Below are 25083 nucleotides of genomic sequence, written 5' to 3'. Positions count from 1 at the left end.
ACCCGTGACCGAGACGCGCTGGCTGGACTCCGACGAGGAGCGGGCCTGGCGTGCGGTACGGCGGTTGCTGACCGTGGTCCCGTCCCGGCTCGCCCGTGACCTGAACCAGCTCGGCCTGTCCACCGCGGACTACGAGGTGCTCAGCACCCTGTCCGAGAAGCCCGGCCGGCGCTGGGGGCTGAGGGACTTCGCGGAGAAGATGCAGTGGTCGCGCAGCCGGTTGTCACACCACGCGGCCCGGATGGAGGCCCGCGGCCTGATCGAGCGCGAACCCGATCCCGCCGACGCGCGCGGCTCGATCTATCACCTGACCGACCACGGCTTCGATGTACTCGCGGAAGCCGCGCCCGGGCACCTCGACTCCGTCCGGCAGCGTTTCATCGACCACCTCAGCCCCGAGGAGCTCGCCGTCCTGGAGCGAGTCTCGACCAGGATCGCCGACCTCCCCGACTGATCAGACGAAGGCGGCGGCGACGCGGTGGTAGGTGTAGCCCAGCTTGCGATAGAGCCCGATAGCAGCAGCGTTGTCACCGTCGACCATCAGAGCGGCCCGGCCGTGCCGCTTGATCAGTTCGGCCGTGACGAACCCGCACACCTGCCGGGACAATCCCTTGCCCCGGGCAACAGGCCGGGTGGCGACGCCGGCCAGAAATCCGACCTCCGGTGCGCTCCACGCGTCCGCCGCGATGCTCAACAGTTCCCCGCCATCACCGCTCACCGCAGCCCAGCGCCGTACGCCGCCACGCCCGGGCCACGCGTACGACGAAGGAGACGCCTCGGCCAGCAACTCCTCGACCCCGGCGTCACCGTCGAGCCAAGCCGCGGTCGTGGTCACGTCCGGAGTCTGCACCGTCTCCATCCAGCCGAACGCGGCCGCGAACTGCATCCCCGGCACGCGATCCGCCAGCTCCCGCAGCAGCTCCTCCGAGCCGAACGGGCGGAAGCTCGGTCCGACCTCGGCCAAGACGCCGGCCGCCAACCGAGCGGCCGGTTCCGCGGACCCGGACACCGCGAGCCGGTCGCGCTTCGAGAGGTCCGGTGACGCCACGGCGACCGCGTCACCGTCGTACCAGGCCCGGACGCCGGGGCCGAAGCCTTGGGCGGCCCAGACGATCAGCGGATCGCCTCCACTCGCCCGGATCAGGTCAGCAGTGGTCTGGATCTCGCGCACCCGATCATTGTCCCCCAGGCCGTTGGAGGGCGTACGGCGTGAGGTGGTGATAGCCACGGACCGAGACCCGGCGGAGGCGGCGCAGGCGGAAGTCGGGGTGACCGTCAAGGGCGGCGGCGAGCTCACGGTCGGCCAGGACACGGCCGGGTTTGCACTCCGACGTGAGGCGGGCGGCGAGGTTGACGACTTCGCCGTACACGTCGCCGAGCCGGATCAGGATCGTGCCGTAGGACAGCCCGATCCGCAGCTCCGGGAGATCCTCGGCCGCGGTCACCGCGTCCTGCAGCGCGAGCGCCACCGCCGCACCCTGGGCCGCGGTGTCGGCGACGAACAGCACCTCGTCGCCGATCGACTTGATCACCCGGCCGCCGTTCAGCGCGACCACGTCGGCGGCCATCCCCTCGAACCGCTCGATCAGCTGCCCGAGCTCGGCCTCCGTCAGCCTTCGCGTCAGCCGGGTGAAGCTGACGATGTCGGCGAACCCGACCGCCCGCACCCCGCGCGCCACCTCGTCCGACCCGGCCATCGCCCGCCCGGCGGCCGCGGCCAGGTGCCGGCGCCACACGTAGGTCTGCAGCCGCTCCATCGCCGGCAGCAGCATCCCCGCCACCTCGAGCGCCTCGTCCGCCGCCAGCTTCGACCCGCCCAGGAACTCCACGAACATCGCCGACTGCCAGGACGCCAGCCTGGACTGCGTCTGGCCGAGCTTCCGCGCCAGCGAGGACTCCATCTCCGGATCGATGAAATCGTCGTCCTCCAGCGCCGCCACCAGCCGCAGCGCCTCGACGTCGTCGTCGGTGAACGCGACCTCGTCGTCCGGCACGGTCGCGAACCCGAGCGCGTGCCACATCCGCTCGGCGCGCGCGCTCGAGATCCCGGCCCGCTCCGACACCTCGATCCGGGTGAACTTCCGCTCCCCACCCAGCAGCGTCCGCTCGAACTCCCGCTGCATGCCCGCCAGATCTACCTGAGCTCCGGCAGCGGGGTCGGCGTCAGGAACCACCGCGGCGCTCGGCGATGGTCGCGTCGATCGCCTCGCGGAAGGCCGGCAGGCGGCGGGTCAGGTCGTCGAACTTCTCCCGGGTGAAGTGCAGCAGCTGCAGCCGGGACTTCGCCGTGACGGTTGCCGTGCGCAACGTGTTCTTCCGGACCGCGACCTCGCCGGCGATGTCGCCGGGCCCGAGCTCGGCGATCTCCTGGCCCTTCTCCCGCACCGCCGCTGTACCACTCAGGATCAGGTACGCCGCGTCCGGCGGGGTCTGCTCCAGGATCAGCGACCAGCCGGCCGGCACCGAGACCTCTTCGCCGGCCCGGAAGATGTCCCTGATGTCGCGTCCGGACAGATCCGCGAACAGCGGCAGGTCGCGCGGGGATGTCCTACCCAGTGCCACGTCGATCCTCCGAGCCCGCCGGGCCACCCCGGCGATCAGCCGATGTTTCCAGTCGGTAACTCTAACGGCTGCCCGGGGCAGAGGTCACTCGACCCTCCGCCGGCGGCGCGGGCGGCCGGCACGACGACGTACCGGGCGGCGTGGTCCGACCAGGCGAGGCCCGGCGAGGCGATCCTCGAGGCGCCGGGCCTCGCGACGGATCGGCTGCGCGACGTACTCGCCGAGGATGACGCCGGACGCGAGCGCGACGCCGATGGCGATGGCCGTCACCAGGCTGAAGATGCCGAGCAGGTTGCCGAGGCCCATCAGCTCGTACAACCCCTTGTAGATGGTCAGTCCCGGCAGCAACGGGATCGAGCCCGACACCACCAGGACCAGCGGCGGTACTCCCGACCGCCGGCCGAGCGAATAGCCTCCGAGACCCACGGCGAAGGCCGCCGCCGCGGTCGACCACGCCGGACCGAACGAGGCTCGCGTCATTAGCGTGAACACCAGCGACCCCAGAGCGCCCATCATTGCGGCCGGCAGCAGCGCTCGGAGCGGCGCGTACGACGCGTAGGCGAAGGCGACCGCCATCAGCGCGCCCGCACCGACCATGATCGGCAGGTTCGCCAGCTGGATCGTCTGCGCCTCGATCCCGACGCTCAGGCCGAACTTGAGCCCGATCGCGAGACCGAGCGACACTCCGGCGATGATCCCGCCGGTCAGCAGCATCGCCTCGAGACTGCGCGCCGCCGCGGTCACGTAGTACCCGGTGATCGCGTCCTGGACCGCACCGGTCAGCGCGATCCCGGCGAGCAGCATGATGATGCCTGCGGCAACGACCAGGGACGGTTTCACCGGCGCGTGGACGGCGTACAGGATCAGGGCGACCGCGGTCGCGACGAAGGCGCCGGCCACCTGCTGGTAGAACGCGGGCAGCCGCTGCCGGTTGAACCACCGGTTGTTCAGGTCGATCACGATCGCCGTGACGACCGCCACCAGCGTGATCAGCCAGCCACCACCCAGCAGGAGCGTGGCGCCACCCGCCATCACACCCCAGGCCAGGACGGCACTCCAGCGCGAGTACGGCGGACCCGCCGAGGTCAGCCGGGCCAGCTCACGGCTCGCCTCGTCCCGGGTCACGTCGCCGCGGGCGAACCGCCGTACCAACTGATCGACGTCGGTCAGCCGGGAGAAGTCCTGGGACCGATAGCGAACCAGACGGACGTGCGTCTCGGGCGCGACGTCCGGCGCGGCCTGGTACGAGATCGTCATCGAGGTGAAGGTGATGTCGACCTCGCACCCGCGCAGCCCACCGGCCGCGGTGACCCCGAGCATGGTCGCGGTCGCGTCCGCCGTACCGGCGCCACTGGACAGCAGCACCTCGCCCACTCGCAACGCCAGATCGATGGTCCGGTAGACCTCCCGCTGCTCGAGCTCCATCACTCGCCGAGCAGCCGGTGGGCCATCGCCAGGTCGGTGATCAGGATGTTGACCCACCCGCCGAGCAGCGCAGCGCGGATCGCGGAGTACTTCCGCTCGCCACCTGCGACCCCGATCCGGCGCGGCACCGCGAGCAACTCCTTCGCGGTCACCCCGATGACTCGCTGGTCGAACGTCGAGCGCACGTGCTTTCCCTCTTCGTCGAAGAACCGGAAACAGACGTCCCCGACCGCGCCGAGCCGGCGCAGCTCGTCCTGGTCGGCCTCGGCGACCGCGTTGCCACTGCGCTGGAGCAGCGGCGAGGGCTCGAGGCTGCCGATTCCCACCAGGGCGTCGGTGAGCTGTCCCCACGTGCCCAGAACGTCCCGAACGGACACGTCGTTCATCATCGCGCGCCGCACCGCGGGCGTCCCGACCAGGCCCGGCGCGGGCAGGTAGACGGGCATCGCACCGGTCAGCTCGGCGAACCGCGCGGTCAGCCGGGTGGCTTGCATCTGCACCGCCGCGTCGCCCAGCCCGCCGACGATCTGGACCACCTTGTCCACCACCGGCACGCTCTTGCGCGGCATCCGGTCCACCGCGCTGATCAGCGTCTCGCTCCAGGACGAGATGCCGATCACGTGTCCGCCGGTCAGCGTCATGTCGAGGTACGCCGCCGTGCCCGAGCCGAGCGCCGGCAGCACCTCGTCCCCGCTCCCCGCGGTGTCGACGACGACCGCGTCCCGCAGTCCGTAGCGGCCCTGCAGCTCGTCCTCGAGGTCGCTGTGCACGCCGCTCGGCATGGTCACCACGGTGTGCACGATGCCGACCTCGACGGCCTGCTTGAGCATCCGCGACACCCGGGCCTGGGAGAGGTTCAGCTCGGCGGCGATGCGCGGCTGCCGGATGCCCTTCTCGTGGTACATCCGGGCCACCTTCGCCAGCAACCGCAGCTCGTCCAGCCCCGGCTGACGCACTGCGCGGTTGGCGTTCACCTCGACCCCCTAACAAACGATCAGGAATCTGGACTATAGGTCAGATAAACTCAGACCGAATCTGCAAGACCACACGTGCTCTGGGGTCGGTGAAATTCCGAGCCGGCGTCTGACACCCTGCCAACGTCCGAAGAAGCGTGGGCTATAGGCCACACTTCTTCGGACGCGAGCGTCAGTGGAGGAGCCGGCGGGCGGCGTCCGCGATCCCCTCGGCGGACAGCCCGTACCGGTCCAGCAGGTAGCCGGCCGACCCCGTGGGCGCGAACTCGGGGATCCCGAGGATCGACACCCGCGCCGGATGCTGCTGTACGACGGTCTCCGCAACGGCACCGCCAAGGCCGCCACCGGACACCGCTTCCTCGGCGGTGACGATTCCGGCCGTCTCCCGCGCGGCCGCGACCACGGCTCCGGTGTCGAGCGGCTTGACCGTCGGCATCGACAGCACCCGGGCCGAGATGCCCTCCTCGGCGAGCCGTTCGGCCGCGGCGATCGCCCGCCACAGCACGGTCCCGTTGCTGATCAGCGTCACGTCGTTCCCGTCCCGGACCGTGATCGCCTTGCCCAACTGGAACTCGTAGTCATCGGCGTAGACCTTCGGCACGCTCATCCGGCTGACCCGGATGAACACCGGCCCGTCCGAGGCGGCCGCCCAGCGCAGCGCCGCCGCCGTCTCGATCGGGTCGGCCGGAACGATGATCGTCAACCCGGAGATCGCCCGCAGCCAGGCGATGTCCTCGATCGAGTGGTGCGTCGGGCCGAGTTCGCCGTACGCGACGCCCGGGCTCATACCGCACAACTTCACGTTGGTGTTCGAGTAGGCGACGTCGGCCTTGATCTGCTCGAGCGCGCGCCCGGTGAGGAAGCACGACGCGGCCGAGACGAACGGGATCCGGCCGCCGTTGGCCAGCCCGGAGGCGACCCCGACCATGTCCTGCTCGGCGATGCCGACGTTGATCAGCCGGTCCGGGAACGCCCTGCGGAAGCTGTTCAGCTTGCTCGAGCCCACCGAGTCGTTCACCACGCCGACGATCCGGTGGTCCGCGTGCGCGAGCTCGGCCAGGGTCTCGACGTACGCGTCCCGGCAGTCGTACCTCGGCTGGTCCGCGATCGAAGAGACTTGCAGGACGGTCATGGGGCCTCCCGGCCTGGACTGAGGAGCGTAGGGAGCGAAGCGACTGCAGCGACGAGGGAAGGCCGGGAGCCAAGGGCCCATGACCACGCCGGCGCCGAAGGCCCGGCCAAAAGCAGGGTCATGCGGACCGCCTGCCGTGGCGCGCCAACTCGGCCAGCGCCTGGTCGAACTCCGCCGCGTCCGGCACCCGGTGGTGCCACGCGACGTTGTCGCTCATGAACGAGATCGGGTGGCCCTTGTGCGTGTGCGCGATCACGAACGTCGGCTTGCCCGGCCGGAACGGTACGGCGGACAGCACGTCGAGCAGCTCGCCGTGGTCGTGACCGTTCACCTCCACCACCGCGAACCCGAACGCCGTCGCCTTCTCCGGCAACGGATCCAGGTCGTTGGTCTCCTTGGTGGTCGCACCTTGCTGCAGCCGGTTCCGGTCCACGATCACGGTCAGCCGATCCAGCTGGTACTGCGAGGCCGCCATCATCGCCTCCCAGTTGCTGCCCTCCTGCAGCTCGCCGTCCCCGACGAGCACATACGTACGGCGCAACGACATGTCGAGCCTGGCCGACAAGGCGTGCCCGACCGCGACTGGCAGGCCATGTCCGAGCGGGCCGGTGTTGGCCTCGACCGCCGCGACCTTGGTCCGGTTCGGGTGACCGTTCAGGGCGGACAACGGCTTCAGGAACGTGACCAGCTCGCTCACCGGCAGGAAGCCGAACGCCGCCAGCGTGGTGTAGAGCGCTCCGGCGACGTGTCCCTTGCTCAGGATGAACCGGTCGCGCTCCGGGTCGGCGACCGTCTCGGGCGAGATGTCGAGCACCGCGCCGTACAGGGTCGTCAGGATGTCGATGGCGGAGAAGTCTCCGCCGATGTGCCCGGCGCCCGCGTGGTGGACCAGCTTGAGGTCCTGGATCCGGATCTGTTTCGCGGCCTCGGCGAGGTGCGCGATCTGCTCGACGCGGCTGCTGTGGATCGGCAGCCGCCCGAGCACGGGCATGGTCGTGTGTTCGACCGTCAGCGTCATGCCAGCTCCGCCATCGAACTCAGCAGCACCTTCTGCACCAGCTTCTGCGCGGCCAGCGCGTCGTGCGAAGCCTGCGCCGCGGCCAGAGCGTCGTCATCGAGTACGTCGAGCGCGTGATGCACCGCCTTCAGAAACCGGATCGCCTGCTTCGCGGCCTCGACACTGTCCTCGCGGAACGGGAACTGGTCCAGCTGCCAGACGCCCTCCCAGTTGTTCTTCCGCAGGGTGTGGAAGAACTCGAACGTCTCGACCAGGTGCACCGAGCCGACGACCATGTCGTCGTCCCAGCCGCGCAGGTTGTCGTTCACGTCGATGGCGAACAGCCGGCCGTAGTCGATCGCCAGCTGGGCCGCGTCGGCGGGCGTCTCCTGGCCGTAGAGCGAATGGCCGAAGTCGAGCAGGATGCCCAGGTTGGGCAGGCCGATCTTCTCGATCCCGAGCAGCGTGCGGGCGACGTTCGGGAAGATGATCTTCACCCGTGGCTCGCGCGGCTTGTACTCGATCACGAAGTTGATGTCCGGGTGCGCGGAGACGAGCTCCTTCAGGCCGTCCAGCGCCAGGTTCCAGATGTCGTGGTAGTCGACCTGGAACGGGTAGTCCCAGCCGTCCTGGCCGGGCCACAGCTTCACGTACGAGCAGCCCAGGTCCTTCGCCAACTCCGTTGCCTGATGCAACAGCTCCATCGCCTGCCCGCGGACGGCGGGGTCCGGGTTGGTGAGCGAGCCCTTGACGAAGTCGCGGGTGTAGATCTCGGGCGTGATCGCGATCGCCTTGAGATTGTTGCGTTTCAGCGCGTCCTTGACGTCGTCGAGGGTCCCGTCGTACCCGGCGAACGGCCAGTTCAGGTCGACCACGGACAGGTCGCCGACGGCGCCGGCCCGGTCGATCTGCTCGAGCAGCCCCACCGGCGGCCCGTAGCCGTCGGTGGCGTAGCGGTCCTTGTAGGTCGCGAAGTGCCAGATACCCGCGCCGAAGACCGGCAGGTCGGTCATGAAGTGCTCCTTTGGTGGGCGAAGCGGCGGATCTTGGCGAACATGTCCTCGAGCAGGAACCGGACGTCGACCTGTTCGACCACACTGATCGGGTTGTTGGTGCCGGGCAGGTACCAGCCGTCGACGCCGAACCGCGGAGCCGGACGGACGCGCAGGTTCCCGCTGCTCGGGTAGAGCATCAGCGCGATCGCCGGCGAGTCGCCAAGGGACCGGGACTCGATCGGTTCGCCGTGGTAGGTCGCGTTCCACTCGTGCAGTTGCTCGATCAGGTACTTGCCCAGCGGACCGGCATCGCCGATCTTCTCGTCCAGCTCGGCGTATCCGACCGACACCTTCGTGTAGACGTCGCTGGGCACCTGCCAGACGGTGATGCCGGAGCCGAACACCACGTTCGCGGCGTGGATGTCGTTCGACAGGTTGAACTCGATCCCGGGGTACGACGTGTGCCCGTAGTACCCGCGCCCGCCGATCCAGATCACGATCACGTCCCGGTGCACGATCTCGGGGTCGAGCAGGATCGCCGACGCCATGTCGGTCAGCGGACCGAGGAAGGACACGAACAGCGGATCGTCCTTCGACGCCAGCTTGGACTCCTCGATGATCAGCCGCGCACCGGGCGAGTCCAGCGGGGTCTGCTCGTCCGCGATGCCGGTCGGCGCGCCGTTCGCGACCGGGACCTGACCGGTCAGGTCCAGCAGGTCCAGCAGGTGATCGATCTCCTCCCGCGACTCCGCCATACTGCGGTCCGACCGCCGCGTGCCGAAGTGGGCCGCGATCAGGCCGCGGATGTCGAGGGTAGGCGACAACAGCCCATGCACGATCGCGAACTGATCGTCCACCTCGTTCTTGGCGTCGGTATCGATGATCACCCGCCGTCTGCTCGGCTTCACCGCGGCTCCCTTACTGCGAATAGATATTCAGTAGTGCATAGTTTATCGCGACGAGTGTCGTCACGAGGCTAGAGTCCCGTCAAGAGCTCGGTTGAAAGTTGTCAGATCCGGAGGGTTCGATGCTGCGAGCGGTACTCGCGATCGACCAGGGCACCACGAACTCGAAGGCGGTCCTGGTGAGCGCGGACGGCGGCGTGCTGGCGACCGGATCCGCGCCGGTCGGCCTCTCCACTCCGCGGCCGGGGTGGGTCGAGCAGGACGCCGATGACCTGTGGAAGAGCGTCTTGCGGGCGATCGCGTCCTGCCTCGCCGCCGCGGAACACAGCGTGCTCGCGGGGCGGGTGGAGATCGTCGGAATCGCCTTGTCCACCCAGCGCGAGTCGATCGTGGGGTGGAGCCGCCAGGGTGAGGCTGTCGGCCCGGTCATCGGCTGGCAAGACGTGCGCACGGCCGCATGGTGTGCATCCTTGCCTCCATCCACTGCTGAACTGGTGCGTTCGCACACCGGGCTGCGAGTGGATGCGATGTTCTCCGCGCCGAAGCTTCACTGGTTGCTGACGGAGACGGGTGCTGATCGTGTCGGCACCGTGGACTCCTGGTTGATCCATCGGCTGACTGGTTGCCGCGAGCACCTGACCGACGCCGGCAACGCGTCACGGACCTTGCTGTACGACGTACGCGAGCTCGACTGGTCGGACGGGCTGCTGGACGCATTCGGCGTACCGCGGTCGGCGCTGCCGGAGGTGCGTGCGTCGAACGCCGGATTCGGCGCGACGGCAGGGGTTCCGGGGCTGCGCGACGGGATCCCGATCGTCGTCGTACTCGCGGACTCGCATGCGGCGATGTACGGACAAGGGTGCGTGCGGGCCGGGATGATCAAGGCGACGTACGGGACCGGGTCGTCGGTGATGACTCCGGTCGATGGCTTCATCCCGGGTGGGTGCACGCTGGCCTGGTTGACCGACCAGCCGTTGTACGCAGTAGAGGGGAACATCGTGTCTTCCGGCGCGGCGCTCGCCTGGACGGCCGCGATGCTCGGTCTGCCGGATGTCGGCGCGTTGATGGAGCTGGCGGCGACGGTTCCTGGTGCGGACGGCCTCGTTCTGGTGCCGGCGTTCGCCGGTCTCGGAGCGCCGCACTGGGACCGGCAGGCCCGGGCCGCGCTGACAGGGATGAGCAACTCCACCACGCGCGCCCACATCGCCCGCGCCGCCGCCGACGCCGTCGCACAGCAGATCTGCGACATCGCGGAAACCATCCCGGCCACGGACGGCACGCCCCGGCGCCTGCGGGCCGACGGCGGCGCGACCGTCTCCGCCCTCCTGATGCAAACCCAGGCCGACCTCCTCGGATACTCGGTCGAGGTCGCCGACGTCCCCGAGATCTCCACCCTCGGCGCCGCCGAACTCGCCTGGACCACTCTCGGCCAGTCGACCACCTGGTCCAGCACCCGCACCTACCGCGTCTTCGAACCCACCCTCGCCACCCCGGCCCGCACCACTTCCCGCGCCCAGTGGGCCGCCGCCGTGGCCTCGGTCCACACCTGAGCGGCGCGTCGGTCGCCTTTCCGGAAACAAACCGGCACCTGGCGACGGTTTCTTTCCGGAAAGCGCAGGATGGCCCCCCGCTCCCGCAACTGAGCGGACGTGGTGCCCCACCTACCCCTCCTCCCACTTGACCCCCTTTCTTCCCCCTCGCCACCGTCGGTTCAGATCCCGAAGTAACTCCTTGTAGCTGACCGGATGTGGTCGGAGATCGCTTTCCGTTACAGGTTGACTCCTCGTGACAGCCCACCTAAGGTTGCGGTCACAAGCCTTGGAAAGGGCTTTCCGGGGCTGGGAGGGAGGCCGGCATGTGCGAATACGCGCCAGGTTCCGCCGCGGCACTGCCCGGCGGCATCGGCATCTCGTTGCTGACGGTGTACGACATCGAGGCACCGGACGGCCTGGTCGGCGGTGCGCCGCACGTCCACCTGGCCTGCTCCGAGGGGTACTACGTGATGGCCGGCTCCGGTGCGGTCCAGACCCTCAACCCGAAGGGCTTCACCGAGACCCCACTGCAGGTGGGCTCCGTCGTCTGGTTCGACCCCGGCACGATCCACCGGCTGATCAACGGCGGCGGTCTCAAGATTCTCGCCCTGATGTCGAACTCCGGTCTCCCCGAGGCCGGCGACGCCGTACTGACGCTCCCGCCCGAGCACCTCACCGACCGCGAGACCTATCTGAACGCGACCACGCTGACCGGCGAGGGTGAGGTCCGGACGCTGTCCGCGATGGCCCGGCGTGACCTCGCGGTCGAGGGGTTCGCCGTACTGCGTAAATCCTTCGACGCCAACGGCCCGTCGGGCCTGGACGACTTCTACGCGGCCGCGGTCCGGATCGTCCAGCCACAACTGGCGGACTGGCGCAAGCGCTGGGAGCAGGGCGCCCGCCGCCTCGCCGACGAGACCGGCGCCGCGCTCGACGCGCTGGAAGCCGGTACGGCGCCCCACCTACAGACCGCTGAACTCCATCAACTCCCCGCCCCCACCGAGCTCGGCCGGCACGGCATGTGCGGTCGCCTCGACATCTACGACATCACTTCGTGAGAGGCAGAACTGTGAACGAGCGACGCGTCGGCATCGTGATGAACGGCGTCACCGGCCGGATGGGCCTGCGCCAGCACCTCGAGCGTTCCATCGTGGCGATCCGCGAGCAGGGCGGCCTGCCCTCCGCCGACGGCACGATGATCATCCCCGAGCCGATCCTGGTCGGCCGCAACGAGCTGAAGCTGCGCCGGATCGCGGAGCAGTACGACCTGACCCGGTGGACCACCGACCTGTCCGAGGCGCTGGCCGAGCCGGACGTCGAGATCTACTTCGACTCCCAGCTCACCCAACTGCGCGAGAAGGGCGTCCGCGCCGCGGTCGAGGCCGGCAAGGCGATCTACTGCGAGAAGCCGATCGCCGAGAGCCTGGAGGCCGCGATCGACCTTGCCCGGCTGGTCCGCGACTCCGGCCTGAAGAACGGCATCGTCCAGGACAAGCTGTCGCTGCCCGGCCTGCGGAAGCTGAAGCGGCTGGTCGACGGCGGGTTCTTCGGCCGGATCCTCTCGGTCCGCGGCGAGTTCGGCTACTGGGTCTTCGAGGGTGACTGGCAGGAAGCCCAGCGGCCGGCCTGGAACTACAAGCAGGAAGAGGGCGGCGGCATCGTCCTCGACATGTTCTGCCACTGGCGGTACGTGCTCGACAACATCTTCGGCCCGGTGAAGTCGGTCTACTGCCAGGGCGCGACCCACATCCCGACCCGGGTCGACGAGCAGGGCAACGAGTACACCGCCACCGCGGACGATGCGGCGTACGGCGTGTTCGAGCTGGAGGGCGGCATCGTCGCGCAGCTGAACTCCTCGTGGGCGACCCGGGTGTTCCGTGACGAGCTGGTCGAGTTCCAGGTCGACGGCACCGAGGGTTCCGCGGTCGCGGGCCTGCGCAACTGCCGGGCTCAGCACCGGTCCGCGACGCCGAAGCCGGTCTGGAACCCGGACCTGCCGGCCACCGAGATGTTCCGCGACCAGTGGGCGACGGTGCCGGACAACGAGGTGTTCGACAACGGCTTCAAGGTGCAGTGGGAGATGTTCCTGCGGCACGTGGTCGAGGACGCGCCGTTCACCTGGGACTTCGTCGAGGCCGCCAAGGGCGTGCAGCTCGCCGAGCTCGGCCTGCAGTCGTGGCGGGAGGGCCGCAAGCTCGAGGTCCCGCCGCTCGACCTCGAGGGCCGGCCGTGACGCTGGAACTGCGCCTGCCGCTCGACGGCGGGCTGGAAGAGTACCGGCTGGCCGGCGAGCCGGTTGCCCAGGGCACCTATACGCCGGCGGCGAGCCGGCTGGCCTTCGCCGCCGCACACGTTGTCGCCGACCCCTTGGGCGACAACTCGCCCGGACAGCCCGCGGTGATCGACTGGGAGCACACGCTGGGATTCCGGCGGCACCTGTGGTCACTCGGGCTGTCCGTGGCGGAGGCGATGGACACCGCGCAACGCGGGATGGGCCTGGACTGGGCGGCGACGGAGGAGCTGATCCGGCGATCCGCCGCCGAGGCGCCCGACGGCCGGATCGCTGTGGGAGTTGGCACAGACCAGCTCACCACCGCGCCTCGACCCGCTGCCGGCTCGCGCGGCGACCACTCCTTGGACGCGGTGACCGCGGCGTACGAGCAGCAGCTTGCGCTTGCCGAGGAGGTCGGGGCTCAGCCGATCTTGATGGCCAGCAGGGCGTTGTGCGCCGCGGCGACCTCACCGGACGACTACCGCAAGGTCTACGACAACCTGCTCGGCCAATCGAGCAGGCCGGTGATTCTGCACTGGCTGGGCCCGATGTTCGACCCGGCGCTGGACGGCTACTGGGGCAGCGACTCGCTCGACACCGCGGCCGACGTCGTGGTCGATCTGATTGTCGACAACGCGACAAAGGTCGACGGCATCAAGGTGTCCCTGCTGGACGCTTCCCGAGAGGTTGCCCTGCGCAACCGTCTGCCGGAGGGCGTTCGGCTCTACACCGGCGACGACTTCAACTACCCCTCGCTGATCAAGGGCGACGAGAACCGCTACAGCGACGCCCTGCTTGGCATCTTCGCCGCGATCGCTCCGGCGGCCGCGGCGGCCCTGAAGGCGCTGGACGACGGCGATCTGGACACCTACGACCGCGTCTTCGCGCCGACGGTCCCATTGGCCCGCCAGATCTTCTCGGCACCGACGTACTACTACAAGACCGGAATCGCCTTCCTGGCTTGGCTGAACGGGCACCAACCCGGATTCTCGATGGTGGGTGGCCTGCAGACCGGGCGGTCGCTCCCGCATCTGGCTGACACCTTCCGCCTTGCCGATCAAGCCGGCGTACTCACGGATCCGGAGCTTGCCGTCGAGCGGTTCGGGCAACTGCTGCGTGTGGGTGGAGTCGACGCGTGAACCGATACAGCCTGAACCAGGCGACGACGAAGTACTGGCCGCTCGAGGACGTGGTCGCGGCCAGCGCCAAGGCCGAGCTGTCGTGGATCGGCCTGTGGCGCGAGCCGATCCAGGAGTACGGCGTCGACAAGGCAGCGCGGCTCGTCACGGACGCGGGCCTGAAGGTCTCGTCGCTGTGCCGGAGTGGATTCTTCACGTCGACCGATCCGGCCGAGCGGAAGGCGAAGATCGAGGACAACCGGCGCGCGATCGACGAGGCCGCGACGCTGGGTACGTCCGTGCTCGTGCTCGTCAGCGGTGGTCTGCCGCCAGGCTCGCGTGATCTCGATGGGGCTCGTTCGATGGTCCGCGATGGGCTGGCCGAGCTGGCGCCGTACGCGGCAGAGCGTGGGGTGAAGCTGGCGGTCGAGGCATTGCATCCGATGTTCTGCTCGGATCGGTGCGTGGTCTCGTCGCTGGGTGGCGCGCTCGAGCTGGCCGAGCAGTTCCCGGCGTCGCAGGTGGGTGTGATCGTGGACGCGTATCACCTGTGGTGGGACGCCGACGTCTATCGGCAGATCGAGCGGGCCGGCGAGCGGATTCTGTCCTACCAGGTGAGCGACTGGGTGGTTCCGTTGCCGGCGGACACGCTGCTCGGGCGCGGCATGATGGGCGACGGTTCGATCGAGCTGCGCCGGCTGCGCGAGGCCTGTGACGCGGCCGGGTACGACGGACCGATCGAAGTGGAGATCTTCAACCAGGAGCTGTGGGACGCGCCGGGACAAGAGGTCTTCGACCTGGCGCTGGCACGCTATCAGGAACACGTCATCTAGTAGCTGAGGAGCTGCCTGTATGAGTATCCCCGCCGACGGCATCGGAATGCACCTCTACACCATGCGGGAGGTGTTGGCCGAGGACTATCCGGGGACGCTGAAGCGGCTCGCCGGGATCGGGTATCGCACGGTGGGGGTGAGTGGGCGGTTCGACCACAGCGCCGAGGAGATCCGCTCCTTCGCCGACGACGCCGGGCTGTCGATCGTGCTCGAGCACGTCGGGTACCCCCGGATGACGGACAACTGGGCCGGTGCGCTGGCCGACGTACAGACGTTGGGCGCGCAGTGGATCGTCGTACCGTCGATTCCTTCCGAGTTGCACTCCGTGGAGGGGTTCAAGACGGCGGCGGCCGCGTTCACCGAGGCCGGCAAGGCCGCGCGGGATGCCGGCCTGAAGCTGCTGTTCCACAACCACGGGCACGACTTCGATGCGGTGGACGGACAGGTTCTGTACGACATCCTGCTCGACGTGAACCCGGAACTTCTGGGCTTCGAGCTGGATCTGTACTGGGTGGTTGACGGTGGCCACGACCCGGCAAAGTACTTCCAGGAGCACCCCGGGCGGTTCCCGGCGCTGCACGTCAAGGACATGGCCGCGGACGGTTCCTGGGAGGACGTCGGTGCGGGCAAGCTCGACTTCGCGGGCATGTTCGCCTACGCGACCGAGGGTGGGGTCGAGCAGTGGCTGGTCGAGCACGACAAGCCGGCCGACGCCTGGCAGTCGGCCGAACGGAGCTACCGCGGGCTGACCGAAATCCGGTACTGACAAGCGCTTAACCGGATCAAAGGTGATTACAACTGCTCACGGCGGGTGAGATCGGCCTATTCTCGACCCGTGCCCAACGACGACCCATCGGTCCGGCTGACGGCTGTCCGCCGCCTCTACGAGGTGAGCGCGCGGATGGGTGCGGGGCGCAGCCTGGCCGAGACCCTGCAGGCGGTGGTCGACGGGGTCGTCGACGGGCTCGGCTTCGGCATCGCCGTACTGAATCTGCGGCATGCCGACGGGAAGTTCGAGGTGTTCGCGGTCGCCGGGTCGCCGGAGGCGCGGGAGGCCCTGCTCGGCCGGGTGAGCGCGGCGGACATCTTCGACGCCGACTTCGCCATCGCGGACGAGTGGGGCGGCCTGCGCTTCGTGCCGCACGAGCGGCTGCCCGAGGGCGAGGTGACCGGCTGGGTGCCCGACGTACCGGTGTCCGACGATCCGGCCGCCTGGCATCCGCTGGACGCACTGTTCGCGCCGCTGTACTCACCGAGCGGTGAGCTGGTCGGGATGCTCTCGGTCGATCTGCCCGAGGACCAGCGCCGGCCCGGGCCGATCCACCGGGAACTGCTGGAGATCTTCGCCACCCAGGCCGGCCTGGCGATCGACAAGGCCCGGCTGACCGATCAGCTGCGGGCCGAGAAGGCACGGCTGGAGGCGAGTGAGACCACGTTCCGGATGGTCTTCGAGGGCGCTGGGAACGGGATGGCGACGATCGCCTTCGACGGGCCCGACGCCGGCCGGGTGCTGCGGGTGAACGACGCCTTCTGCCGGATCACCGGGTACGACGTCGATAAACTGCTCGGCGCCCGCCTGCCGGACTTCCTCCGCGACGAGGAGCCCGGGCAGTCCCGGCGCGAATTCGACGAGGTTGCTGCTGGCAACGCGCCGTACCGGTTCGAGCGGCTCTTCTCGCAGCCCAGCGGGAACGAGATCTGGCTCGGCGGTACGGCGGCGATCGTCGAACAGGGCACCAGCCAGCCGCAGATCCTGCTGATCCAGATCGACGACGTGACTGCCCGCAAGGACGCCGAACGCGAACTGCGCCACCACGCCGCCCACGACCCGCTCACCGGCCTGCCGAACCGGCGGCTGCTCCAGCATCGCTTCACCTCGGTCCTCGAGCGGACCCGAGCGTCCGGCCGGCCCGGCGCCTTGCTGTTCTGCGACCTGAACCACTTCAAGCTCGTGAACGACAGCTACGGACACGAGGCCGGCGACCATGCCCTGCGCGAGATCGCCGCCCGGCTGTCCACCGCGGTCCGCCACGGCGACACCGTGGCCCGTCTCGGTGGCGACGAGTTCGCCGTACTCGCCGAGGACATCGCCGGTGAGGACCTGACGACGTTGATCTCCCGCCTCGAGTCCGCGGTGAGCCGACCGCTGCCGAACATCGCGGTCGAGGTCACGACGAGCATCGGCACCGTCCCGATCACGCCGGACGCGAGCGACCTCGACACCCTCCTCCACGAGGCCGACCAGGCCATGTACGCCGCGAAGCACCGCCGCTCGTAGGCTGCTCGGATGGACGAGGTGGAGTTGCGTGGCGGGTTCGTGAACGTGGTGGTGCGGCAAGGAGACGCCGTACTGCGGAAGCCCGGTGAGCGGGCCGGTTTCGTGCATGATCTGCTGCGGTTGCTGGCGGGGTGGGGTGGCGCGCCGCGGTTTCTCGGTGTGGATGCGGACGGTCGGGAGCGGCTGAGCTTCGTCGACGGGTACGTCGCGTGGGAGCGGCCGTGGCAGCCCGCCGTCATGTCCACTGATGCATTGCACTCGGTGGGCCGCTTGGTCCGCGAGTTCCACGACCTCACCGCGGGTACGGCGCTCGCCGGCGACCAGGAGGTGGTCTGCCACAACGACCTCTCGCCGAAGAACACCGTCTACACCGACGACGGGACGCGCGCCATCGCCTTCATCGACTGGGACATCGCCGCCCCGGGTGCCCGCATCCACGACGTCGCCTTCATCTGCTGGCAGTACGCCGACCTCGTGAGCCTCGACCGGGCTGTCCCGCACTGGAAGGCGCTACTGGCCGGCTACGGTCCGGCCGATCTCACCGCACTTGTCCCCACGGTGCTGTGGTGGCAGTCCCGCGCCGCCGACGGCATCGACGCCCAGGCTGCGGCCGGTGACCAGGCCATGCGGCACCTCCGCGACCTCGACATACCGAACGACATCCGTCGGACGCGCACCTGGGTCGAAGCTCACGCCGACGAATTGCAGGAAGCTGCAACCGGCCAGTCTTGAACCGCCGCCTCCGCGTGTGCTTCAAATAGGGGCTGATCATCAACGTGGGGGGGATCCACAGTGCTACGGAAACTCGGTCTCGGCGGCGTGGTCTGATGCGGACGGTGATGAGTGGGCCTGCATGGGTCGCCTACGCGCAGATCTATGTGGAGAGCTCGGAGAACTACGCCGACCTCGGCGAGTGTTTCGCCGGGCAGCGGAACGGGTTGTGCGGGGCGGCGGTCGAGGGGAAGTTGTTCCTGATCACCGGGCTGCACACTGGCAAGGTCGGGTTCGTGGTCGAGGTGCACGACAAGATGCCGTCGGTCGAGTACAGCGCGGACGAGGTTGTCGAGGCGTCGTACCGGCCGTTGGGTGCGGCGGCGCTGAAGGGTTGGGGCGGTGAGGGGCGCTGGCCGCTGGACCTGGAGCAGGTGAGCTACCGCGTGCGGTATTCCGGCTGGGGAATGGATTCCGGACATCAGGCCGGACCGCCGATGGACGACGAGACGCTGATCGACCGCTACCTCCTGCAGTTCTGGCCGGCACCACCTGCGCCTGACCGCGTGATCAGGCAGACCGGCAAGCAGGCGGCGTACTGGCACAAATACGCGCGGCAACAGCCGACCCCGGCGCAACTCGCGGAGATCAAACGCGAACGCGCGCGCCTCGAGTAGGACCGGCGCCTCTTCGCAGACGGCGGGCAACTGATCAGCGAACTGCGGCGGGCGTTTCCGGGGTTACGAACCCAGTTGGGCGAGGGCGGCGTCGGTTAGACGGTAGACCATCCATTCGTCTTGGGGGCCGGCGCCCAGGGACTTGTAGAAGTCGATGGCGGGGGTGTTCCAGTTGAGGACGGACCATTCGAGGCGTTCGTAGCCGTTGGTGACGCATTCCTGGGCGAGGGCGGTGAGCAGGGCCTTGCCGAGGCCGGTGCCGCGGGTCTCGGGGCGGACGAAAAGGTCTTCGAGGTAGATGCCGTGGACGCCGCGCCACGTGGAGAAGCTGAGGAACCAGAGTGCGCAGCCGGCCACCTCCCCCTCGTGTTCGGCGACGTGGCAGAAGACCGCGGGGGCATCCGCGAACAGGGCGGTCTCCAACTGCGCCGCGGTCAAGTGGCATTCGTCCGGGGCTCGCTCGTAGTAGGCGAGTCCGTAGACCAGTTCCACGATCGCCGGGACGTCCTCTCGCCGGGCTCGCCGTACCCGCTCGTCAATCTGCATGGGAACATCCTGCCCTCGACACCGATTCAGTACCGGGAGTGCTGAGTTTGTGCGGATATTCCTGTTTGAATCGGCGCCCGTCGCGCGCGAGGTTGGAGTCATGGCAGCTGACACGAAGAAGACCCGCCGGATCGGTGACGTCGAGGTGTCCGCGATCGGGCTCGGCGGGATGCCGATGTCGATCGAGGGCCGGCCCGACGAGGAGCGGTCGATCGCGACCATCCACGCCGCGCTCGACGCCGGGATCACCCTGATCGACACCGCCGACGCGTACCACCTGACCGCGACCGACGACGGTCACAACGAATCCCTGATCGCTCAGGCACTGGCGTCGTACGGCGGCGACACGTCGCACGTGCTCGTCGCCACCAAGGGCGGCCACCTCCGGCCCGGGGACGGCAGCTGGACTGTGGACGGCTCACCGAAGCACCTGTTCGAGGCCGCCGACGCGTCCCTGAAGCGGCTGGGTGTCGAGGCGATCGGCCTGTACCAGTTCCACCGGCCCGACCCGAAGACGCCGTACGAGGACTCGATCGGGGCGATCCGCGACCTGCTCGACGCGGGCAAGATCCGGCTGGCCGGCATCTCGAACGCGAACCCGGCCCAGATCAAGCAGGCCAACGAGATCCTCGGCGGCCGCCTCGTCTCGGTGCAGAACCAGTTCTCTCCCGCGTTCCGCTCCAGCGAGCCGGAGCTCGACCTGTGCGACGAGCTCGGCATCGCATTCCTCCCCTGGTCGCCGCTCGGCGGCATCTCCAACGCGGGCAACCTCGGCACCAAGCACCCCGCGTTCCACCAACTCGCCGCCGAACTCGGCGTCAGCCCACAGCGCCTGACACTCGCGTGGATGCTGGCCAAGTCGCCGTACGTCATCCCGATCCCCGGCTCCAGCCGGCCGGAGACCATCCGCGACTCGTACGCCGCGATCGACCTCGAGCTCACCCCCGACCAGGTCGCCACGCTCGACGCCGCCTGACGCCGGACCGCGGCGCGGAATAGCTCCGCGCCGCGTGGTGTTCCTGTCACGTTCCCGAGATGACAGGAGGCCCGCCATGGAAGACATGCGCGCATTGAGCTACGGCCTTGGCCGGCAATACTTCGAGGACCGGGACTACCGCGGCGCCATCCGCGCCCTCCGCCCGGTCGTCGACGAAACCCCCGACGACGTCGGCACCCGGCTGCTGCTGGCCCGCGCCTACTACCACGCGGCCCTCCTCAAGCCCGCCGAAGAGCACCTTCTCGAGGTCGTCGAACGCGAGCCCACCGAGTACTACGCCCACCTCATGCTCGCCCGCACCCTCGAACGCCAGTCCCGCCGCGACGAAGCCACCAAGCACCGCCGCATAGCCGCCGCCCTCACCGGCGACGACGAGCTCCTCGAGCCGCACACAATCTGACCGGCGCAGCCGACGGCCCGCGATCCCCCGTGGATCGCGGGCCGTCGGCGTTCACCGGGCAGGATGGAATGACTCGCGGGGGATTGGCGTTCTCCCAGCAAGAGTAGTTTAATAGTGAACTATCTAGGCGAGGAGGACCGATGCAGTTCGGTGTGTTCAGTGTTGGGGATGTGACCGAGGACCCGACGACTGGGACGACCGTGAGTGAGGGCGAGCGGATCAAGGCGATGGTGGCGATCGCGCTGAAGGCCGAGGAAGTCGGGCTGGACGTGTTCGCGCAGGGTGAGCACCACAACCCGCCGTTCGTGCCGTCGTCGCCGACCACGCAGCTCGGGTACATCGCGGCGAAGACGTCGAAGATCATCCTGTCCACCTCGACGACGCTGATCACGACCAACGACCCGGTGAAGATCGCCGAGGACTACGCGATGCTGCAGCACCTGGCCGACGGCCGGGTCGACCTGATGATGGGTCGCGGCAACACCGGTCCGGTCTACCCGTGGTTCGGTCAGGACATCCGCAACGGCATCGCGCTCGCGGTCGAGAACTACGCCCTGCTGCGCCGGCTCTGGCGCGAGGACGTCGTCGACTGGGAAGGCAAGTTCCGTACGCCGCTGCAGGGGTTCACGTCGACCCCACGGCCGCTCGACGGCGTACCGCCGTTCGTCTGGCACGGTTCGATCCGGTCTCCCGAGATCGCCGAGCAGGCGGCGTACTACGGTGACGGGTTCTTCCACAACAACATCTTCTGGCCGGTCACGCACACCAAGCGGATGATCGAGCTTTACCGCAAGCGCTTCGAGCACTACGGGCATGGCGCCGCCGACCAGGCGATCGTCGGGCTCGGCGGTCAGGTCTTCACGCGGAAGAACTCGCAGGACGCCGTCAACGAGTTCCGGCCGTACTTCGACAACGCGCCGGTGTACGGACACGGCCCGTCGCTGGAGGACTTCACCCGGGAGACACCGCTGACGGTCGGCAGCCCGCAGCAGGTGATCGAGCGGACGCTGACCTTCCGCGAGGAGTTCGGCGACTACCAGCGTCAGTTGTTCCTGATGGACCACGCCGGGTTGCCGCTGAAGACTGTGCTGGAGCAGCTGGACATCCTTGGTGAAGAGGTCGTTCCGGTGCTGCGGAAGGAGTTCGCGGCGAAGAAGCCGGCGCATGTGCCGGACGCGCCGACGCATGCTTCCCTGAAGGCCGCGGCCGAGCGGGCGCACGACCTGGAGACGATCGAGGAGCCGACCCGATGACCGCACCTGCTGAACGGGTGATCGCGGTGGTGACCGCCGGGCTGACGACACCGTCGTCGTCCCGGCTGCTCGCCGACCAACTGGCGGCCGCGGTGCAGGATGAGCTGTCCGGGCGCGGGATCGCGTCCCGGGTCGAGCTGATCGAGGCGCGCGACCACGCCCACGACCTGACCAACAACCTCCTCACCGGCTTCCCGACGGCGTCGTTGCAAACCGTTCTGGACACGGTGACCGAGGCCGATGCGCTGATCGTGGTCAGCCCGACCTTCAGCGCGTCGTACAGCGGTCTGTTCAAGATGTTCTTCGACGTCCTGGACGACCAGGCCCTGGCCGGCAAGCCCGTCCTGCTCGCCGCGACCGGAGGCACCGAGCGCCACTCGCTGGTGCTCGAGTTCGCCCTCCGCCCCCTGTTCGCCTATCTGAAGGCGCTGCCTGTCCCCACCGGCGTGTACGCCGCCTCCACCGACTGGGGCCCCAACGCCGCCAAACTCCGCACCCGCATCACCCAGGCGGCCACTGAACTGGTCGCCGCCCTCCACCATGAGGCCCCCACTCACGCCGATCCCTACGACAACCCCACCCCCTTCGAAGACCTGCTCAACAGCTAATCGATCAGCAGGGAGATGCCGTCGAGGATCCTGGTCAGCCCGAACGTCAGGGCGTGGGCCGGATCGATGACGGATTGGAAGTGTTCGCCGACCGCGGTGCCTACGCGGCCGGCAACGGGGAAGTGTTTGGCGCTGCCGGACATGACGTGGGTGAGCGTCGGGGAGATCTGACGCCACCACTCCTCGTCGGTGAGGCCGGACTCGCGCTGGGTGCGGAGCTGCTCGGCGCCGGCGCGGGCGGTGCCCTGGACGTGGGTGAGGACCAGGGTGAGGGCCGAGTCCATCTCGACGTCGGTCAGGCCGAGGCCGTCGAGGGGGCGTAGCTCGGCCTCGTACTTGGCGGTGATGTTCGGGCCCAGCGCCGTACGCATCGTCGGGACCTCGTGGATCCACGGGTGCGCGGTCAAGACGTCCCAGTTGCGGTGGGCAATGAATTCCAGCGCAGCGCGCCAGCCGCCGGGCTGCCGCGACGGCTCGTCGACGTCGGCGTACAGGTCGCCGTACACGCGGTCGAACATCAGGTCGGTCAGCTCACCCTTGCCGGGCACGTGCGTGTAGAGCGACATCGTGCCGACCTTCAGCCGCTCGGCCACCATCCGCATCGAGAGGGCCTCGAGCCCCCCGCCGTCGGCCAGCTCGATCGCCGCGTCGACGATCGCGCGGACGGTCAGACCGGAGCGGCCGGGCTTCGTGTGGCTCCCCCAGAGCAGCGCCAGACTGCGCGCCGGATCGGACGCTGCCACCTTCTTTCCAGCCAAGGAACTAACTCCAGCCGCTCGTCGTTGTCCCGATCGTACCCGAGCCGTACAGTGTACGGTACACTCTACGACTCAACTCGGGCGAGAGGTGGGACGTGACAACGGAACGTGTGATCGAGGCCGTCGGCGTACGGAAGCACTACAAGGGCGGCACCGAGGGGGCAGGGCTGAACGGGTTCGACCTGGAGGTCACCGCCGGCACGGTGACGGGCCTGCTCGGCCCGAACGGCGCCGGCAAGACGACGGCGGTGCGGATCCTGTCCACGCTGCTGGAGCTCGACTCGGGTACGGCGACCATCGCGGGGTACGACGTCCGACGGCAAGGCGCCGAGGTCAGACGGCGGATCGGACTCGTCGGCCAGTACGCCGCGATCGACGACGTACTGACCGGGAGGCAGAACCTGGTCATGTTCGGCCGGCTGAATCACCTGGGCCACTCGAAGGCGGTCCGCCGGGCGGACGAGTTGCTCGAGCGATTCAGCCTGACGGAGGCGGCCGGGCAGGCGGTCAGCAAGTACTCCGGCGGGATGCGGCGCCGGCTCGATCTGGCGGCGAGCCTGATCGTGGCGCCGGCGGTGTTGTTCGTGGACGAGCCGACGACCGGTCTGGATCCGGCCGGGCGGCTCGAGGTGTGGTCCGCCGTACGCCAGTTGGTCGACGGCGGGACGACGGTGCTGCTCACGACGCAGTACCTGGAGGAGGCGGATCAGCTGGCGGACCGGATCTCGATGCTCAAGGCCGGCAAGGTCGTTGCCGAGGGCACCCCGGACGACCTGAAGACGCAGCTCGGATCCGACTGGCTGGATCTCGTACTCGCGGATCCCACCGACGTGCCGCGGGTGCTGCGGTTGGCGGAACCCTTGGCGGACGGGGAGATCCGGGTCAGCGACGTACGGATCAGCGTGCCGGTCAAGGACCGTACACGGGCGCTCGTGGTGATGGCCAACTCGTTGCACGAGGCAAGGATCGAACCGGAGGACATTACCCTGCGCAGACCGACATTGGACGAGGTCTTCCTGCATCTGACCGGGGCGGAGGTGGCGGCATGACGGCCTTGGGCTGGGCGCTGGCGGACAGTTGGACGATCGCGCGGCGGACGCTCGTGCACTGGCGGATGCAGCCGGGGATCGTGATCTTCAACTGGTTCTTCCCGGTGCTGATGCTGCTGATGTTCGGCGCGCTACTGGGTGGTGCGATGGACTTCCCGGACGGACAGTCGTACTACGAGCTCCTCGTGCCGGGGATCTTCGCGCTGGCGATGCTCTTCGGGCTGGAGGGCACGATGACCGCGGTCACGACGGATGCCGCGAAGGGTGTCACGGACCGGTTCCGATCGTTGCCGATGAGCTCGGCGGCAGTCGTGATGGGGCGGTGCATCGCGGACATGCTCGACTCGGCGGTGACGCTGCTCGTGCTGGCCGCGACCGGGCTCGCGCTCGGCTGGCGGTGGCACGAGGGTGTGCCGTCCGCGCTGGCCGCCTTCGGGTTGCTGTTGCTGCTGCGGTTCGCCTTGCTGCGGGTGGGGATCTTCATCGGGCTGACCGTGAAGAACGCGCAGAGCGTGACGATAGTGCAGGTCCTGGTGTGGCCGATCGGCTTCCTCTCCAGCGCTTTCGTGGCCACATCGACGATGCCGTCCTGGTTGGGCACCATCGCGCAGTGGAACCCACTCTCCGCGACCGCCACCGCCTCTCGCGCCCTCTTCGGCAACCCCGACCCCTCGGCCACCTGGATCGGCGCCCACGCGGAGATCGCCGCGGTGATCGCCCCGTTGCTGCTCATCGCAGTCTTCCTGCCACTCTCCGCACATCGGTTCCGCACCCTTTCGCGATAACTGGGTACTGGACGGTCATGGCCGTTCGGGACGGAGCGGTACGACGAGCGACGTGGAGTCTCGCCTACGCCGTGGGGCGTGTGCTGGGATCACCCGCGGCACGTCGTACCGCCCCCCTGGTCGGCTTCTCCGAAGGACGTCGGCGTCCACGCGCTGACGGTGGCGAAGCGGCTGGAGGAGCTCGGCGGCGGACGGGTGATCGCGGTCGAGCCGGCCGCGGACTGTTTCGCGACGGAGCGATCGTCCAGGAGGTGCCCGTGATCCGGCTGGACGACT

28 protein-coding genes are annotated in these 25083 nt (G+C 68.8%); 17 read left to right on the top strand and 11 right to left on the bottom strand.

The annotated features are described in order from the left end of the window. Window positions 1-4 precede the first annotated feature (4 nt). Window positions 5-454: a MarR family winged helix-turn-helix transcriptional regulator gene (locus tag OG558_RS13195; protein WP_405070498.1), complete on the top strand. Its 450-nt coding sequence runs from the start codon at window positions 5-7 to the stop codon at window positions 452-454. Here the strand turns inward: OG558_RS13195 and OG558_RS13190 are convergent, their stop codons facing one another. The 9 genes from OG558_RS13190 to OG558_RS13150 all read right to left on the bottom strand — a co-directional run bounded on the left by OG558_RS13190 (window position 455) and on the right by OG558_RS13150 (window position 8993). Beyond that, entirely contained in the window at window positions 455-1171 is a 717-nt protein-coding gene (locus OG558_RS13190; RefSeq protein ID WP_405070497.1) for a GNAT family N-acetyltransferase, read from the bottom strand. Between the two features lie 4 nt (window positions 1172-1175). Then, window positions 1176-2123 (bottom strand): adenylate/guanylate cyclase domain-containing protein, encoded by a 948-nt coding sequence (locus tag OG558_RS13185; protein WP_405070496.1) that lies wholly within the window; start codon window positions 2121-2123, stop codon window positions 1176-1178. A gap of 40 nt (window positions 2124-2163) precedes the next feature. Then, entirely contained in the window at window positions 2164-2562 is a 399-nt protein-coding gene (locus OG558_RS13180; protein WP_405070495.1) for a cyclic nucleotide-binding domain-containing protein, read from the bottom strand. A gap of 84 nt (window positions 2563-2646) precedes the next feature. Continuing rightward, on the bottom strand, window positions 2647-3987 hold the full coding sequence (locus OG558_RS13175) for a threonine/serine exporter ThrE family protein (protein WP_405070494.1): 1341 nt from the start codon (window positions 3985-3987) through the stop codon (window positions 2647-2649). Further along, window positions 3987-4961, bottom strand: a complete 975-nt coding sequence (locus OG558_RS13170) for a sugar-binding transcriptional regulator (protein ID WP_329483496.1) — start codon at window positions 4959-4961, stop codon at window positions 3987-3989. The genes OG558_RS13175 and OG558_RS13170 overlap by 1 nt, the downstream gene beginning before the upstream one ends. Window positions 4962-5133: 172 nt before the next feature. After that, window positions 5134-6093, bottom strand: coding sequence for a transketolase family protein (locus OG558_RS13165; protein ID WP_405070493.1), 960 nt, complete (start codon window positions 6091-6093; stop codon window positions 5134-5136). Between the two features lie 118 nt (window positions 6094-6211). Then, window positions 6212-7111, bottom strand: a complete 900-nt coding sequence (locus OG558_RS13160) for a transketolase (protein WP_405070492.1) — start codon at window positions 7109-7111, stop codon at window positions 6212-6214. Beyond that, complete coding sequence (locus OG558_RS13155; protein ID WP_405070491.1) at window positions 7108-8103, bottom strand: sugar phosphate isomerase/epimerase family protein; 996 nt, start codon at window positions 8101-8103, stop codon at window positions 7108-7110. The genes OG558_RS13160 and OG558_RS13155 overlap by 4 nt, the downstream gene beginning before the upstream one ends. Beyond that, window positions 8100-8993: a nucleoside hydrolase gene (locus OG558_RS13150; protein ID WP_405070490.1), complete on the bottom strand. Its 894-nt coding sequence runs from the start codon at window positions 8991-8993 to the stop codon at window positions 8100-8102. Before OG558_RS13150 ends, OG558_RS13155 begins: the two co-directional genes overlap by 4 nt. Window positions 8994-9112: 119 nt before the next feature. Between OG558_RS13150 and OG558_RS13145 the strand changes: the two genes are divergently transcribed. From OG558_RS13145 to OG558_RS13105, 9 genes are all read left to right on the top strand, one after another. Next, entirely contained in the window at window positions 9113-10540 is a 1428-nt protein-coding gene (locus tag OG558_RS13145) for an FGGY family carbohydrate kinase (RefSeq protein ID WP_405070489.1), read from the top strand. A gap of 305 nt (window positions 10541-10845) precedes the next feature. Next, window positions 10846-11580 carry a cupin domain-containing protein gene (locus tag OG558_RS13140; protein ID WP_405070488.1) on the top strand — a complete coding sequence of 245 codons (735 nt, stop codon included), beginning with the start codon at window positions 10846-10848 and terminating at the stop codon, window positions 11578-11580. Between the two features lie 11 nt (window positions 11581-11591). Further along, window positions 11592-12755 (top strand): Gfo/Idh/MocA family protein, encoded by a 1164-nt coding sequence (locus tag OG558_RS13135; protein ID WP_405070487.1) that lies wholly within the window; start codon window positions 11592-11594, stop codon window positions 12753-12755. Next, complete coding sequence (locus OG558_RS13130; RefSeq protein WP_405070486.1) at window positions 12752-13933, top strand: dihydrodipicolinate synthase family protein; 1182 nt, start codon at window positions 12752-12754, stop codon at window positions 13931-13933. Before OG558_RS13135 ends, OG558_RS13130 begins: the two co-directional genes overlap by 4 nt. Further along, window positions 13930-14745 carry a sugar phosphate isomerase/epimerase family protein gene (locus tag OG558_RS13125; protein WP_405070485.1) on the top strand — a complete coding sequence of 272 codons (816 nt, stop codon included), beginning with the start codon at window positions 13930-13932 and terminating at the stop codon, window positions 14743-14745. The genes OG558_RS13130 and OG558_RS13125 overlap by 4 nt, the downstream gene beginning before the upstream one ends. Window positions 14746-14764: 19 nt before the next feature. Further along, window positions 14765-15511 carry a sugar phosphate isomerase/epimerase family protein gene (locus tag OG558_RS13120; RefSeq protein ID WP_405070484.1) on the top strand — a complete coding sequence of 249 codons (747 nt, stop codon included), beginning with the start codon at window positions 14765-14767 and terminating at the stop codon, window positions 15509-15511. A gap of 69 nt (window positions 15512-15580) precedes the next feature. Continuing rightward, complete coding sequence (locus tag OG558_RS13115; RefSeq protein WP_405070483.1) at window positions 15581-17023, top strand: diguanylate cyclase domain-containing protein; 1443 nt, start codon at window positions 15581-15583, stop codon at window positions 17021-17023. 9 nt (window positions 17024-17032) lie between these two features. Then, entirely contained in the window at window positions 17033-17755 is a 723-nt protein-coding gene (locus OG558_RS13110; protein WP_405070482.1) for a phosphotransferase, read from the top strand. 107 nt (window positions 17756-17862) lie between these two features. Next, window positions 17863-18411 (top strand): hypothetical protein, encoded by a 549-nt coding sequence (locus tag OG558_RS13105; protein ID WP_405070481.1) that lies wholly within the window; start codon window positions 17863-17865, stop codon window positions 18409-18411. 63 nt (window positions 18412-18474) lie between these two features. Here OG558_RS13105 and OG558_RS13100 read toward each other — a convergent pair whose 3' ends face one another. Beyond that, window positions 18475-18957 carry a GNAT family N-acetyltransferase gene (locus tag OG558_RS13100; RefSeq protein WP_405070480.1) on the bottom strand — a complete coding sequence of 161 codons (483 nt, stop codon included), beginning with the start codon at window positions 18955-18957 and terminating at the stop codon, window positions 18475-18477. A gap of 100 nt (window positions 18958-19057) precedes the next feature. Here OG558_RS13100 and OG558_RS13095 point away from each other — a divergent pair, with 100 nt between their 5' ends. The 4 genes from OG558_RS13095 to OG558_RS13080 all read left to right on the top strand — a co-directional run bounded on the left by OG558_RS13095 (window position 19058) and on the right by OG558_RS13080 (window position 22215). Continuing rightward, window positions 19058-19933 carry an aldo/keto reductase gene (locus tag OG558_RS13095; protein ID WP_329483480.1) on the top strand — a complete coding sequence of 292 codons (876 nt, stop codon included), beginning with the start codon at window positions 19058-19060 and terminating at the stop codon, window positions 19931-19933. A 76-nt stretch (window positions 19934-20009) separates the two neighbouring features. Further along, on the top strand, window positions 20010-20354 hold the full coding sequence (locus tag OG558_RS13090) for a tetratricopeptide repeat protein (RefSeq protein WP_405070479.1): 345 nt from the start codon (window positions 20010-20012) through the stop codon (window positions 20352-20354). A 140-nt stretch (window positions 20355-20494) separates the two neighbouring features. Then, window positions 20495-21607, top strand: a complete 1113-nt coding sequence (locus tag OG558_RS13085; RefSeq protein WP_405070478.1) for an LLM class flavin-dependent oxidoreductase — start codon at window positions 20495-20497, stop codon at window positions 21605-21607. Continuing rightward, window positions 21604-22215: an FMN reductase gene (locus OG558_RS13080; protein ID WP_405070477.1), complete on the top strand. Its 612-nt coding sequence runs from the start codon at window positions 21604-21606 to the stop codon at window positions 22213-22215. Before OG558_RS13085 ends, OG558_RS13080 begins: the two co-directional genes overlap by 4 nt. Here the strand turns inward: OG558_RS13080 and OG558_RS13075 are convergent. After that, complete coding sequence (locus OG558_RS13075; RefSeq protein WP_405070476.1) at window positions 22212-22973, bottom strand: TetR/AcrR family transcriptional regulator; 762 nt, start codon at window positions 22971-22973, stop codon at window positions 22212-22214. The two genes, OG558_RS13080 and OG558_RS13075, sit on opposite strands and share 4 nt — an antisense overlap. 95 nt (window positions 22974-23068) lie before the next feature. Between OG558_RS13075 and OG558_RS13070 the strand changes: the two genes are divergently transcribed. From OG558_RS13070 to OG558_RS13060, 3 genes are all read left to right on the top strand, one after another. After that, on the top strand, window positions 23069-24022 hold the full coding sequence (locus OG558_RS13070) for an ATP-binding cassette domain-containing protein (protein WP_405070475.1): 954 nt from the start codon (window positions 23069-23071) through the stop codon (window positions 24020-24022). Beyond that, entirely contained in the window at window positions 24019-24807 is a 789-nt protein-coding gene (locus OG558_RS13065) for an ABC transporter permease (RefSeq protein WP_405070474.1), read from the top strand. The genes OG558_RS13070 and OG558_RS13065 overlap by 4 nt, the downstream gene beginning before the upstream one ends. A gap of 78 nt (window positions 24808-24885) precedes the next feature. Next, the gene (locus OG558_RS13060; RefSeq protein ID WP_405070473.1) at window positions 24886-25068 is read left to right on the top strand and encodes a hypothetical protein; all 183 of its coding nucleotides are present in this window, start codon (window positions 24886-24888) and stop codon (window positions 25066-25068) included. Window positions 25069-25083: the final 15 nt, after the last annotated feature.

The sequence above is a fragment of the Kribbella sp. NBC_01510 genome (assembly GCF_045040325.1).
Taxonomy (GTDB): Bacteria; Actinomycetota; Actinomycetes; order Propionibacteriales; family Kribbellaceae; genus Kribbella.
The sequence above is the reverse complement of the archived record's forward strand: the minus strand, read 5'-3'. Positions and strand labels throughout refer to the sequence as shown.

What these genes read in the sequence shown, in the direction of transcription:
- OG558_RS13185 (WP_405070496.1), bottom strand. Translation starts at nt 2,123, where the DNA reads ATGCAGCGGGAGTTCGAGCGGACGCTGCTGGGTGGGGAGCGGAAGTTC.
- OG558_RS13175 (WP_405070494.1), bottom strand. Translation starts at nt 3,987, where the DNA reads ATGGAGCTCGAGCAGCGGGAGGTCTACCGGACCATCGATCTGGCGTTG.
- OG558_RS13165 (WP_405070493.1), bottom strand. Translation starts at nt 6,093, where the DNA reads ATGACCGTCCTGCAAGTCTCTTCGATCGCGGACCAGCCGAGGTACGAC.
- OG558_RS13160 (WP_405070492.1), bottom strand. Translation starts at nt 7,111, where the DNA reads ATGACGCTGACGGTCGAACACACGACCATGCCCGTGCTCGGGCGGCTG.
- OG558_RS13155 (WP_405070491.1), bottom strand. Translation starts at nt 8,103, where the DNA reads ATGACCGACCTGCCGGTCTTCGGCGCGGGTATCTGGCACTTCGCGACC.
- OG558_RS13145 (WP_405070489.1), top strand. Translation starts at nt 9,113, where the DNA reads ATGCTGCGAGCGGTACTCGCGATCGACCAGGGCACCACGAACTCGAAG.
- OG558_RS13140 (WP_405070488.1), top strand. Translation starts at nt 10,846, where the DNA reads ATGTGCGAATACGCGCCAGGTTCCGCCGCGGCACTGCCCGGCGGCATC.
- OG558_RS13120 (WP_405070484.1), top strand. Translation starts at nt 14,765, where the DNA reads ATGAGTATCCCCGCCGACGGCATCGGAATGCACCTCTACACCATGCGG.
- OG558_RS13110 (WP_405070482.1), top strand. Translation starts at nt 17,033, where the DNA reads ATGGACGAGGTGGAGTTGCGTGGCGGGTTCGTGAACGTGGTGGTGCGG.
- OG558_RS13105 (WP_405070481.1), top strand. Translation starts at nt 17,863, where the DNA reads ATGAGTGGGCCTGCATGGGTCGCCTACGCGCAGATCTATGTGGAGAGC.
- OG558_RS13100 (WP_405070480.1), bottom strand. Translation starts at nt 18,957, where the DNA reads ATGCAGATTGACGAGCGGGTACGGCGAGCCCGGCGAGAGGACGTCCCG.
- OG558_RS13095 (WP_329483480.1), top strand. Translation starts at nt 19,058, where the DNA reads ATGGCAGCTGACACGAAGAAGACCCGCCGGATCGGTGACGTCGAGGTG.
- OG558_RS13090 (WP_405070479.1), top strand. Translation starts at nt 20,010, where the DNA reads ATGGAAGACATGCGCGCATTGAGCTACGGCCTTGGCCGGCAATACTTC.
- OG558_RS13085 (WP_405070478.1), top strand. Translation starts at nt 20,495, where the DNA reads ATGCAGTTCGGTGTGTTCAGTGTTGGGGATGTGACCGAGGACCCGACG.
- OG558_RS13080 (WP_405070477.1), top strand. Translation starts at nt 21,604, where the DNA reads ATGACCGCACCTGCTGAACGGGTGATCGCGGTGGTGACCGCCGGGCTG.
- OG558_RS13065 (WP_405070474.1), top strand. Translation starts at nt 24,019, where the DNA reads ATGACGGCCTTGGGCTGGGCGCTGGCGGACAGTTGGACGATCGCGCGG.